This window comes from Paenibacillus sp. FSL M7-1046, from assembly GCF_038007405.1.
In the GTDB taxonomy this organism is placed as follows: domain Bacteria; phylum Bacillota; class Bacilli; order Paenibacillales; family Paenibacillaceae; genus Paenibacillus_AQ.
This window is the reverse complement of record NZ_JBBOXB010000001.1, coordinates 4,332,031-4,344,833: the sequence shown is the minus strand read 5'-3', so window position 1 is coordinate 4,344,833 and position 12,803 is coordinate 4,332,031. Positions and strand designations below refer to the sequence as shown.

The window sequence follows — 12,803 nt, the reverse complement described above, 5'->3', positions numbered from 1 at the left end:
TTTCAGAAAATCCATTCCCGTCAACGGCAAGGTTCTATTTGCCCCGGAGATATAACGGCTCTGAACGATTGCCGCTGTAATCTTCCATAACCGCTGTTACCACACGCGCGGTCGAGGTAAAGGAAAGGCTTGCTTTGGTCGTTCTTCCCCGGATAATCATCGGCTTATCACCTGAACTGTACGTGGTGGGGAAGGATTTGGCTACGCCGTCCTCATAAATGTAAAGGTAGCGCCAATCCCTGCTGCTTGGCATCGGCAGGTTCAGTGTATTTCCTGTCCATGACCAGTTCCCGGCATAGGGTTCGGAAATTGTATCGGTGAACCTGCCGTTATAAGTAACCGTATTCGTTTGACCCGCCTTCAGAGTAACTGTAAACTCATCACCGTTAACCGGCATTTGCCCGAAAGATGCGGACGTGCTGCCCTCCGGCAATACCTTTTGCGCGGTTACGGGCTGCGGAGTCGTAATCTGGTTAATGGAATTCACAGTCACTGTAATACTGCCGGAAGACGGCTGCGGGTTCGTCCATTTGACGACGAATTTACCGTCAGCACCGCCCTCTGTTCCGATGCCCGAGACTGCTGAATTCAGGTCAAAGGATACCGTTGCGGCTTCACCTTCCAGTCCGTCCGCTCCAACCGCGGCCACCTTAACCACTCCGGATTTGGCAGGCAGTTTTTTAATATAAAAGGTCTCGTCGTACTTTCCGCCCACATAGACATCATTCACATATACATTGTACTGCTTAACCTTCGAATAATCGGAATTGAGGCTCCAGTTCATGTACATCTCATTCGTGTTGGGAAGCAGTTGGGTAATCTCCAGACCAGCCGGAGGTGCAGGCTGGACTGCCGAACCGTCATAAATCCGGATCTGGCCAACGTTCACCTGATAGTTGGTTATGGTTTTCTGACCCGGTGTGAAGACCAGTCCGAAAGCAGCGATTTTTTTGCCGGCATATGCGCTTAAATCCAGCTCTTTGGTCACCCAGCCCGCGGTTTTCTTTCCGCTGTCCGGAAGGGGAACTTTAACCACGACCGCCGGCTGATCCTCGAAGATGATGCCTGCTTGCGTTACAGACTGATCATCGGCAGAAGGTTTATTGTACGTGACCGACATTTTGGAGCCGGAGTTCACGCTCAGGTCGCTTTTGTATAAACGCAAGAAGTTTTCCTTGGAAAGATTACCGTTCACAGCCAAGGAACTCCCCCCGTTATAGCCTCCCAGCTGTTGATAGCTCAGGCGGTTTGTTCCCGAAATATCATATTCGGTACCGTAGTCGTAATCAACCGTTAACCGGTTGCCTTTGGTGTCCTGCCACCACTGCCAGGTTACCGGCACATCCTGCAGACTCATGTTGGACCATTCATCAGGATTCGAGATCTTTCCGTCCACATAATAGGACAGCCCGTGCCCGGTGTTGAAATTGGTGTAGAAATTGGAATTCTTAAGCACAGAACGTTCCGAGATGACCGAAGCAATCCCCGGCCAGTATCTGTTGTCCGCGTAAACATCCGCAACGGTGTTTGTTGCCGATTTCGCCGTGTTTTTCGGGTCCACATTCGGACCGGACCACCAGAGCTGCTCCCGAAGGTTGGTCATCCATTGATAATTGTTCTCCGACCGGTGGGAAACCGGCCAGGATAGTCCCATATCCTCATCCAGGCCGGCATGGACGAAATCTGCCCCCAGTGTGGCAAGGCTTAGGCGGGGAAGTCCGTTGTTCAGCTTATTATTGAGCGCCGTCCCTTGAACACTTTTAAACCGGTCTCTGCCTGCTTCCAGACCGGCAAAACCGACATCGGACAAGTTGAAGTTAGTTCCGGCCGAACTATTCAGTTTATTTAAGTATGCAGCCGCACTGTTAATCTGTGTATTTCCGACGCCATAATCAAAGAAATAGGAATCTGCAACGTTCTCACCGGCTGCTTTGTCGTACAGAAAGGAGATGTTGTTGTCATTGATTGTTCGGGCAAATTCATTTCTACCTGTGGATGAATTGAGGGAATCGTACCATTGTATATACAGCCCGTTTTTTTGGAGCGTCTTCACAAAAGCGATGTAATCCGAAATGTCTGCTGGCGCTACATTGTTAGGGCTGATTTCCTCCTGATTGATGAAATAACCGTCATAGCCGAAGTAATGCGCCATTTCGATCAATTTCTCAGCCACCGGAAATTTCCCGGTTTGATCCTTTACAAGCATTTGCTTGTAAGTCTGCTGCCCCCGGTCATTGTCAGAGAAAAATATCCCGGCCAGGGACATCACCCCATTTTTGTGCGCCGCATCGGTATAGGTCGGGTTGGGAATATTCAATATCCCGAACTCAAACCATTTCTGCTGCCAGTCTTTCTGCGCCAGCTCGTCGTAATATTCTGGCGGTGTATAGGCAGTCGCCGTGCCGTGCCAGTAGGAATAATAATCAATATATTGCCAGTAGTTGAAGTGATACTGGGCAAACTTGTTGGTATAAGGGGCATTCTCGATAAAGGCGTTGCCATAGTCCCCGGCAACTGTAATCATTTGCACCTTAGGATCAAGTTTGGGATTAGCCTGTGTAGCGGCAAGTGGAGCAATACGCTGCTGCAGGGGCACACGGGATCTGAGAAGCGCTGCATAAGGATCTGTTTCAGGACTCCAGTCCGCGATTTGATTGCTGGTATAGCCGTGAACACTCGGTTGATTCTTGCCATGAGCGCTTTCATTCTTGAACGGCCACGTATCTCCCGCCAAGGCAGTTTGCGGCAGCAATGTAACCAGAAGCGCTGCGCCTACAACCGCCGAAGTCAGTTTTTTAAGCTTTTTAGTTCGGGCATAAGATACCATTGTCCACTCTCCTCATTTTGGTTTAATCCTTGGATCACCTAATTCAGCAATGGTGGAATTGCAAGCGTATTCACAATAGCCTGAACCTTATCACCTCTTTTTTTAGATTTGATGCACATCTAATATAACGAATATAATGTTGAACCCCATAGGAGATAAATTAAAGATGTACTAGACAAATTAAAGGAAAATAATCTCTTGGGGACACCTTGTAATATCCAAATCATAAAAAAAACAGCCCAACCATTCACTTTCATCACGAATGATTGGACTGCAGCTATAATTATTGACCCGGTAAATTTAAAACATGATTTTCAGTTTCCGCCGCACGCACCAGACCTACATATAATACAGGGACTTGGCGGCTTTCCCGCGCGTAACCGGCAGCTAGCTCCAGATGGACTTTAAAGGCTATCGCGATACCCCTCTACTTCCAGGGAAGCCAGTAAAAACGGCGCCACTCCCATAGCTGCATCAGACACCATAGCCTCGGAAACGTAGTAATCGTAGGAGCCGTTGCGGTCCTTGCTCAAACCCGCTCCATGACAGATCTTGTGCAAATGAACACCCTGTTCATCCTCTGAGGTCAGATGGGCCAGAATGCCTTCATAACCTTGGAGCATGACGTCTTTAAAAGAGGGCTCCAGATAGCGCAGCCTCAGCCCCTTGGCCATCGCATACACAAGCATGCAGGAGCCGGAGGCTTCGAGATAATTGCCCTTCCGTCCCGCCTGATCCAGTACCTGGTACCAGAGGCCGGTCTTTGAGTCTTGAACCTCTGCTAGTGCGCCGCACATCCGCTGGAAGATCCCGATGATCGTTCCCCGCTGCGGATGGGTAACCGGAAAATGCTCCAGGCAGTCCACCACAGCCATCGCATACCAGCCCATCGCCCGGCTCCAGAAATGGGAGGACAAGCCGGTGGACGAGTCGGCCCATTCCTGCTCCCGGGATTCATCCCAGCCGTGATAGAGCAGACCGGTACGGGGATCGCGGGTTCTGCGCTCCACCAGCAGCAGCTGATGGGCCGCCTCATCAATCAATTCAGGGCGCTGAAAAACTTTGCCGTATTCCGCAAGGAAGGGGGATGCCATGTAAAGCCCGTCCAGCCACATCTGGAAAGGATATACCTTCTTATGCCAGAATCCGCCTTCGGAGGTGCGGGGGTGCCCGATAAGCTGCGCAGCCAGCAGATGTGCTGCTTCGGCGTAACGCGTCTCTCCGGTCTGCTGATACAGCGGGAACAGATTTTTTCCCTGGTTGATCTGGTCCAGGTTGTATTCCTCCAGCGTATAGGAACGGATCGAGCCGTCCTCCCCGATGAAGCTGTCCATATGCCGCGTCATAAACGAGAGATATTCAGGCTCTGCGAGCTGGACTCCGGCACGTGCCATAGCCATTAGCAGCATGCCTGGGACATAGGCCCAGCGTTCCAGCACGTATTCGTTCTCCCCTTGCCCGTTGCAGGCTCCGAGAATTGTATCCGCGATTTTACGGGACCAACGTCCGGTTGTTGCTTCAGTTATACTCATCGCTATTCCTCCTGTCGCTTGTGTATCTAGCTAAGTTCGACTTTCAGTACCGGCAAGCTGCTTCAGCAGCCAGGCAAATGCCGGTTCACCGTGAATCTCATGCCCTCCTGCAAAAAAGTCCGCCTCGACCTGGCCGCCACTGCCCGAGGCAGTGTAAATTTGCTGCAGTCTGGCCAAAGCCCGCTTTGCTCCGTCCGGGCCAAACAGATGATCCGCGTCTCCCGATTCCAGGAATAAGCCGCGCGGTGCAATCAGGCCCAGCAGATCAGGCATTTCCGCCTCCAGCAGAATACCGGGAATATAATTATCCAGGCAGTGATTCCGCGTCAGAATGCTGTCCGCGAACGTATTGGCATACCCGCTTACAACTGCACAGGCAATCCGCTCGTCAAGCGCAGCGGTGAACCCTGCTACCAATCCGCCGCCGGAAATGCCCATAATTCCGATTCGTTCGCTCCTAACCTCTTCCCTTGTCTGCAAATAATCCAGTGCCCTCATGGTTTCGTAGATACGGTAGCCAGCCATTGTCTGACCCGCCATCAGCAGTGCCGAAGACAGGCGGAAGCAGGAATTGCGCCCGGGCTCACCGCTGGTGAGGTCCTCCACAAGACGCCTGTCGCCAAATCCCAGCAGTTCAGGTGCGGCGACTACGAACCCCCGTTTCACCAGTGAAACGGCAAAATCCTTATGCAGCCCCGGATCCCCTTCGCGATCCGAGCCATCCGGCTGCAGGCCGGTGATCTCCCGGCTGCCGTAGCCATGACCATGAATGGCAAGAACTGCGGGCACGGGTGAAGACAGCGGCTGCTCCGGGATCAGAAGATAGAGCGGCATGCGCAGCCCTTCATAGGTAGTGATCTCGATCCGTTCCCTTGTATACCCGTTACAGATCGTCCGTTCCATAAGAATGGGCTGAAGCTGGGCGGGCCTCTCCAGGAACCCGCCCAGCTGTCTGGTGAGGCCTGCCGCCAGCCCGGCCCGCCATTGCCCGTAGGGAATGTCCGTACGGAAAGCGGAGCTGCGCGGTGCGGAACCGGTCAGCTGTTTCATGTATTGTTCCAGTTGTTCCATCCGAAGTTATCCTCCTCATCCAATCCGCAGTGTGCGGATAGCTTAATAACCTTCGGGATGCCAGCCATCCAGCACGGACAGCACCCTATACTCCGCTGCTTCCTCTGCAGTCAGCTGCCGGGACCACGGCGCTCTTGCTGCCGGATTCGCCCCTGTTCCGCTGCTGCTGAATTCTTCATACCGGCTGCTCTTCTCCCGGTCCGGCTGCCCCCAATTATGCCAGCCTTCCCCGATGACCGAACCATCCATGACCGTGCGGATGAAGGCAACATGCGCAAAAGGCCGCCAAGGGCGTCCAAGATACACTTCGCTTACCCCTTCGCCGCCGGTAATTTGACAGTCCAGGAACACATAACCGAACGGGGCCTCCTCCGGTGTGGACGCAGCAGTAATATAACCTCTGGAGCGCTTATTGTGCAGATGGCAGTGATCAAATAAAGCCGTAGCGGCACCAAAAATATAATCCACATCGCCTTCGATATAACATTCGTTATAATATTGTCTGCCCTGTCCGGTATAGAGCGTATCCTGATCGCCCAGCAGACGCACCCGCCGGAACACCGCCTGCCCGGCATCAACGAAAGCCGCCACCGCTTGCCCGGTACCCGGGCCAGAAGCATTGCGGATGGTCAGATTCTCGGCCGTGAAGCCTTCGGCGAACACATTCAGGGTGCCGGACCGGAAGGTGCCCAGCGGCTCTCCGTCCGGGCCCAGCGTATGGGCATTGTCAGACCAGGTGATGACGGTGGAATGGGGGTCTTCCCCCAACAGCAGAATCGGCGGCGCAGCCTTATCCACCGTTATTTTCTCCTCGTAAATGCCCGGTTTGATCCGGATCGTTACCTCCGAAGGATGTCCCTGTGGAATGGAATCCAGCGCTTCCTGCAGACTGGTGTACCCTTCATTGCCATTCTTCGATACTGTAATTAACATTTGCGGCTCCTTTCCTATCAGCCTGTGTTTATTCTATAATAACCGTAACGGTTCGAGAGAGATGAGGAAATTCATGAACAGCGTGAGCAGCCCCAATCCCAAATATCATATTGAAGAAGGCCGGTTCAGTATTCAGCACATGAAACGCAAGGGCATCACTGCCATGCCGCGCCCCCACAGCCATGAGCTAACCGAGCTGTATTACCTGACGGAAGGGGAACGGGTTTACTTTGTGGACGAACGGGTAGTTACGGTGCACAAGGGTGAGCTTATTCTCATTCAAGGCCGGGAGCTCCATGCCACCGCAAGCTCCGAAATTGCCGAGTTTGAGCGGGTACTGATTAATTACGACCCGGAGCTGCTGCCGGAGCTGCTGCGGAAGGAATCTAAATGGTTCCATAACCGCAGATACCGCCTCTTCCGGCTGACCCTGCGCGAGCAGGATGAGGTGCAGAGCCTGCTGAACCGGATGCTGGATGAATGCCGGCTCCAGAGGGCGTATTACGAAATCTCGGTAGTCACACTGTTTGCCGAGCTGATGATTCTGCTGCAGCGTTCAGAGAGTACATCGCAGACCGGCGGGACGAAACATCCGCTTCATCATCTGGTGACGGATGTCGCCACTTACATCCGCGAGCACTACCGTGAGGCGCTGACTCTGGAAGAGACGGCGGGGCATTTTTTCATTAGCCCTTCTTACTTGAGCCGGGTATTCCATCGGCTGACGGGGTTTCACTTTCGTGAATACATCGTCCATATACGCATCCGGGAAGCTGAACGACTGCTTGCGGGATCTGCAGGCAAAATTCAGGAAATCGCCTCCGCGGTCGGATTCGAGCATCTCTCCCACTTCAATAAGACATTCAAAAAATCGACCGGGCTGACCCCGCTGCAGTATCGGAAAGAAGTCAAATCGCAGCCTTCGTCCCCATTCAAAGGATAACCATCATTCCACCATTTCCAGATCTTCTGATCGGAGTAGCGATACATTGCTGCATTGCTGCATTTGCAGCTTAGGCAGCTTAGCCGTCTGCAGCTGGATACGGTCCAGCGAGAGACTGTCGGCATGCCTAAGAACAATTCCCCGCTCACTCACCGCATGGAAATTCTCGACGCTCAGTCCGGCGAGCGGCATCTCCGGCAGCCCATTCACGAGCAGTGCGGTTGCCGCTCCATGGCAGACAATGTTCTTCAAGGCAATATTCCGGAACTGCGGGGTTGCCTCGGTAACCGGGAAATGCTGCTCATTGTATCCTTCCGACCCTTCAACACCCTCATAGAACATGTGGAAAGACACGGCCTCATGGAGAATGCCGCTCATGCGGATGTTCTCTATGACAATATCCTCCACTACGCCGCCTCTTCCCCGGGTACTTTTGAACCGCAGGCCGATGTCCGTGCCGATGAACACACAGTCGCTGACTCTGACTGCATGCACACCGCCGGACATCTCGCTGCCAATTACCACTCCGCCATGCCCGTGATAGACCGTACAGTGACGGATCGTAATATACCGGCAGGGCATCCCCAATCTGCGGCCTTCTTCGTCTTTTCCCGACTTCAGGCAAATCGCGTCATCGCCCACATCGAAGCTGCAGTGCTCGACAAGAGCGTGCGTGCATGATTCCAGATCGAGGCCATCCCCGTTCTGCGAATACCACGGATTGCGCACCCGGATATTCCTCACGGTAATGTGCTCGCAGCCCAAGGGATGAAGACACCATGCCGGAGAATTCTGGAAGGTTGGCCCTTCCAGCAGCACCCGCCGGGAATTCCGCAGGCTGAGCAGCGCCGGACGGAGATACGCGCGGGCAGGCAGATAAGCCTCCATACCCGTCTCCCCGCTCTTCCGCAGCATTTGGCAGACTGCCTCTCCCTCCATGGCTTCACGGGAAGGCCACCAGATCTCACTCTTGTAATCAAGCGCTCCCCCGGAGGCGGTCAGACTGTTCCACTGCAGCTCCGTCATCTTGAACCGCTTCACCGGACGCCAGCCTTCACCGCTGCCGTCGAAGATTCCTTCCCCTGTAACGGCCACATCACTCAGGCCCTCCCCGTCCAGCGGGGCCTGGCAGCGCCAGCCGGACGTTCCCTCGAAATGGGAAGAGATCAGCGGGTATAGAGCGGGATCGGGGTCAAACAGTACTAGCGCGCCCCGCTCGGCACAGAGATTAATCCGGCTGCGCAGAGTAAGCGGCCCTGTGCGCCAAATGCCGGGAGGGATCACCACCTTGCCGCCTCCGGCAGCCGCGCAGGCGTCCAGCGCGGACTGAATGGCGGAGGTACACAGCGAAAGTCCGCCGTCTTCCGCCCCATAATCTGTAATCGTAAAGGTCCGTACCGGAATCTGCGGAAGCTCGGGCAGGGCATAATCCACTTTGTTGCGATTGCCACTCATTGAACTGTACCTCCCTATCTATTCGAGACCTTCATAGCTGAACCAGCCAAAATCGGCGTAATTGGCGCTTTCCGCGCCTTGGGAACTGGCGTACATGCCGAGATAAGCCCCTGTAAAACCACCCGCCAGATCTGTGCTGAGCACTGTTCCGTCCGCTTTCCCGCATAGTCCTGTCCACTTGTCGCTTTCGGAGCTTCTATAATAGAAGCTGTAGTCCTGCCCCTTGGCTTCCACCTTCAACTGCACCTTGTCTCCCGAATAAGGCACCGAAGCAAGCAGCTGTTCACTACCGCCGCGGCGTTCGATCAATTGCAGTGCCGGCTCCCCGGCCTCCAGACCCAATTCACACCGGAAGTGGTAGTCCGCATTCTGGAGCAGCACAAGTCCGGCAACTTCACTTTCGGCAGCGGGTTGGAATGTCATATCCAGTGCCGCCCTGAAGCTGAGATGCTGCTGGCGTCTTCCGACATAAGAGGGATTGCCGATTTCCGAGAGACGCTCGGGCTTCAGGCGCAGCCGCAGGAAGCCCGGATGATCACTCAGGCTCCAGAATTCACCGCGCGGCGTGCGCAGGAAGTTCCAGACCGGTGCCAGCTCCGCTCCTTCAAAATCATCGCACGCAGGCAGCTGCGGCCATGTCGTTTCCGGCAGGTCCGGAGCTGGCGATTCAAACTCCAGCACCCCTTTGCCGGGGTTCACCACAGGCCACTCATTCTCCCAGGCCACCGGTGTCAGGAACGTTTCACGTCCGAGATTGCGGTAATAGCCGCCGCTGGTCCGGGAAGCCAGGCAGAACATCCACCAGTCTCCATGCTGCGTCTCGATCAGTTCCCCATGGCCGACATTGACGATCGGATAGGCTCTGCCGAGATGGCGGTGCGTTAGAATAGGGTTAGCTTTGTGGCCTTCATAGGGGCCGGTCACGCTCCGGCTTCTGGCAATCGTAATCGCATGGGTATGTCCGGTCCCGCCTTCGGCAATCAGGACATAATACCAGCCGCCGATCTTGTAGATATGGGGTCCCTCCTGCGCGTGAGCCACCTTGAGTGCGCCTTGCCAAATGCTATGCTTCGGTCCGACCAGCTTGCCTTGGCCCAGGTCAATCTCCTGCAGCCAAATATCCATATGCTTCGGATAATCCTGCCCTTCGGGCGGAACACGGTTGCCGGTGTAGTACACTTTACCGTCTTCATCGAAGAACAGGGACGAGTCGATGCCGGGAGCATCCTCCAGCCAGACGGGGTCTGACCAGTCACCGGCCGGATCCGTTGCCGTCACATAGAAATTATGCTGATTCTTATCATTGTCGACATACGTCGTGATCATATAGAAGATGCCCTCATGAAAACGGATTGTCGGTGCCCAGATTCCCATGGACGGAAGGGTTTGATCCAGATTAAGCTGGGACGGGCGGTCCAGCACATGACCCAACTGGCGCCAGTTAACCATATCCTTGCTGTGGAAGATCGGAACACCAGGAAAAAACTCAAAGCTGGACGTCACAAGGTAATAATCTTCTCCCACACGGATGGCCGAGGGGTCAGGGTAAAATCCCGGCAGCACCGGATTACGGAATGTTCTCAACACAGAAGTCCTCCTTCAAACGAACGAATTGTAAGCACCACCAATTATAGTTCGTACAAGTTCAACTTTCTTGCATTTTCTATGTTCTATTTCTTCATTTTTATACTTTCATGCTCAATTCGTAATCTTTTACCGCTTGTCAATGAATCGGTTGTCCCTCTAGAATGGGTATACTAGGATTTACTTAAAGGGGCGATCATCTTGGGAAAGAAAAAGAAGCTGTATACCCGCTTTTTTATGAGCCTGACTCTGATTTCGGTAGGCTGTATTCTTGTTCTGGCCGTCGTGATCTTTTACCTGTACCGGAATATATCCATAGATAATGTCAATAAGGCGAACCAAAATGTGCTGCTGAATACTGAAACCGTTTATATGAACTATAAAGAGATTGTCCAGAACTACACCATGGATTTCTATGCGAATCCCAACATCAACGCGCTGATGATGAACGGGGATACGAGCTGGAGCGACCAGCTGTACAGTGCCCTTAGCCAGATCCGTGGCGCACTGGTGGTCAACCAGTATTTGGAGAATGCTTACATCTTCGGCACGAATGAACCTGTGGCGATGTTCGAGAACTTGCCGCTTAGCCCCGAATCCAAGCTGGAGCTGTTTCAGCGGATACGGACCAGCCGGATCGTCGAATCTCCGTTTCTATGGAAGGCCACTTTGAACAATGGAACCCCCGTAACCCTGCTGACCGTCTTCTATAATGACCGTGCATTTGCCAGCAGTGAGTATTACGGCGCAGTAGCACTGACCGTTAATCTGGGCAAGCTGCAGAACAATCTCTTCACGCAAAAAGAAGGCGAAGTCACGCGATACGCTGTGCTTGACGGAAATGCCGATGTGCTGATGCACAGCGCACTCTCCGGCAGCCCCTTAAAGGCGGACATGCTGAAGCAGGTCGTTGCCTCCACCTCTGAGAGAGGCTCCTTTGTCTACAGGGGTACCGGAGAAGCGCAGCTGATTACCTATATTTATTCCGCTAAGGACAAGCTATGGTTTATTTCGGAGACATCCTATAAGGACAGCATCCGTGACATTTCAAATGCCCGCAATCTGATGATCAGCCTGTGCCTGGCTCTCATGCTGGCTGCGGCGGTAAGCGCCAACCTGATCTCCCGGCGGATCTACAAACCCATCGGGCGGCTGTTCGGCAGTATTGTTCACCTCTCCGGCAATGAAGAAGCGCTGAAGACAGGCGGTGATTTCGACGCCGCAAGCCTGGAGCTGGAGCAGATCGGTGTCAAGCTGGTGCAGCTCAAAAAAGAAAGCGACGACAGCGCCTTGATGCGCTGGCTGCTCTCTCCCCGTGAAGCCTCTGACAATGGCGATACGCCAGTGATGAGCATCGGTGATCCCGGAGGGGCCTACTGTGTATGCGTGCTGGCCATAGTGGAACCTGGACCGGCAGCAGAGACCTTAGAGTCCGGCGGAAAGGGCATTGAGGTGATTCGCAACGCATTCAGCGGGCTGGCGGCGGTACAAGCCTTCCGGCCGCATGAGGGAACCGCCGTACTCGTTCTCAGTGAACTTCACAGCGGCAGCTTCGGAGATTATGCCTTGTACCGCGGCAAATGGGAAGAGATTGCGGCCTCTCTTCCCGAAATCGGTGTCCGCTGCGCGATCGGGATCAGCGGGTTCTCGAATGATATGGGCCTGCTGAGAAGCAAATATAATGAAGCAACAGAGGGTCTGCAATATATTAAATTTCATGAGCGGCAGAACATTATATTTGCCGATGATACCATCCATCTGAACAGCAGTCCGCTGCCTGACAGTGCCCTTGAACCGGTGCTGCTGGCCGTCAGGCAGAGTGATCAGGCGGCCCACATCCCGCAGGCAGTGGAACGGCTGCTGGCCGTGGCCTGCAGCTACCGTGCGGAATCTGCCAATATCGCTTTATCGAGGCTTGCCTTTGAGCTGAGCCGCACAGCCGAACTGAGTGCTGACACCCGGCACTCCGGCTTTCTGGACGATTACCAGCGGATCCGGCACATCCAGAGCTATGACAAGCTGCGGAGCTGGATTGAGGAGTGCTGTTACACCGCCCTTGAGCGGATTGCCAGCATGAGTGCTGTACAGACCCGGAATATTGCCACTGAAGCTATTAGCTATATCAGGGAGCATTATACAGATCCCGGGCTGTCCCTGAATGCCCTTGCCGAGAAGCTGTCGCTCAGTCCTGCTTATCTCAGCAGGCTGATTGCCGAAGAGGTAGACAGCAGCTTCCCCGATTTCATCAACCAGCTGCGTCTTGAGCGGGCGCAATCACTGCTGGTTACGGACCTGGAGATGGATATCCGGCAAATTGCAGAGAAGGTAGGGTATAACAGCAGCACCTATTTTACAACCCAATTCAAAAAACGTTATGGAGTTACACCCTCCAAATGGAGAATGAATCATATTCTGCAAACCAAGTAATCCGAAGGGGGATGCCTCCGGCTGCCATAGA

Annotated in this window: 8 protein-coding genes; 2 read left to right on the top strand and 6 right to left on the bottom strand. The window is 53.9% G+C overall.

Translation table 11 applies throughout. The features are described from left to right. Positions 1 to 34: 34 nt before the first annotated feature. From NYE29_RS19125 to NYE29_RS19110, 4 genes are all read right to left on the bottom strand, one after another. Positions 35 to 2,827, bottom strand: coding sequence for an endo-beta-N-acetylglucosaminidase (locus tag NYE29_RS19125; RefSeq protein WP_340897068.1), 2,793 nt, complete (start codon positions 2,825 to 2,827; stop codon positions 35 to 37). Positions 2,828 to 3,231: 404 nt separating this feature from the next. Further along, positions 3,232 to 4,359, bottom strand: a complete 1,128-nt coding sequence (locus NYE29_RS19120; protein ID WP_340897067.1) for a glycoside hydrolase family 88/105 protein — start codon at positions 4,357 to 4,359, stop codon at positions 3,232 to 3,234. A gap of 30 nt (positions 4,360 to 4,389) precedes the next feature. Then, a complete protein-coding gene (locus NYE29_RS19115; RefSeq protein ID WP_340897066.1) occupies positions 4,390 to 5,430 on the bottom strand; it encodes an alpha/beta hydrolase family protein in 1,041 nt (346 codons plus the stop codon). Between the two features lie 42 nt (positions 5,431 to 5,472). Further along, positions 5,473 to 6,363, bottom strand: coding sequence for a pectinesterase family protein (locus NYE29_RS19110; RefSeq protein ID WP_340897065.1), 891 nt, complete (start codon positions 6,361 to 6,363; stop codon positions 5,473 to 5,475). 73 nt (positions 6,364 to 6,436) lie between these two features. On the opposite strand from NYE29_RS19110, the gene NYE29_RS19105 reads away from it, so the two are divergent. Continuing rightward, positions 6,437 to 7,306, top strand: a complete 870-nt coding sequence (locus tag NYE29_RS19105; RefSeq protein ID WP_340897064.1) for a helix-turn-helix transcriptional regulator — start codon at positions 6,437 to 6,439, stop codon at positions 7,304 to 7,306. 3 nt (positions 7,307 to 7,309) lie between these two features. On the opposite strand, the gene NYE29_RS19100 is transcribed toward NYE29_RS19105, so the two are convergent. Both NYE29_RS19100 and NYE29_RS19095 read right to left on the bottom strand, forming a co-directional pair. Further along, entirely contained in the window at positions 7,310 to 8,761 is a 1,452-nt protein-coding gene (locus NYE29_RS19100) for a glycoside hydrolase family 28 protein (protein ID WP_340897063.1), read from the bottom strand. 18 nt (positions 8,762 to 8,779) lie between these two features. Beyond that, a complete protein-coding gene (locus NYE29_RS19095; RefSeq protein WP_340899759.1) occupies positions 8,780 to 10,345 on the bottom strand; it encodes a glycoside hydrolase family 43 protein in 1,566 nt (521 codons plus the stop codon). Positions 10,346 to 10,546: 201 nt separating this feature from the next. Here NYE29_RS19095 and NYE29_RS19090 point away from each other — a divergent pair, with 201 nt between their 5' ends. After that, a complete protein-coding gene (locus NYE29_RS19090; protein ID WP_340897062.1) occupies positions 10,547 to 12,772 on the top strand; it encodes a helix-turn-helix domain-containing protein in 2,226 nt (741 codons plus the stop codon). Positions 12,773 to 12,803 lie beyond the last annotated feature (31 nt).

Excerpts from the sequence above, each read along its gene's own strand:
- NYE29_RS19125 (WP_340897068.1), bottom strand. The coding sequence starts at position 2,827 with ATGGTATCTTATGCCCGAACTAAAAAGCTTAAAAAACTGACTTCGGCG.
- NYE29_RS19120 (WP_340897067.1), bottom strand. The coding sequence starts at position 4,359 with ATGAGTATAACTGAAGCAACAACCGGACGTTGGTCCCGTAAAATCGCG.
- NYE29_RS19115 (WP_340897066.1), bottom strand. The coding sequence starts at position 5,430 with ATGGAACAACTGGAACAATACATGAAACAGCTGACCGGTTCCGCACCG.
- NYE29_RS19110 (WP_340897065.1), bottom strand. The coding sequence starts at position 6,363 with ATGTTAATTACAGTATCGAAGAATGGCAATGAAGGGTACACCAGTCTG.
- NYE29_RS19105 (WP_340897064.1), top strand. The coding sequence starts at position 6,437 with ATGAACAGCGTGAGCAGCCCCAATCCCAAATATCATATTGAAGAAGGC.
- NYE29_RS19100 (WP_340897063.1), bottom strand. The coding sequence starts at position 8,761 with ATGAGTGGCAATCGCAACAAAGTGGATTATGCCCTGCCCGAGCTTCCG.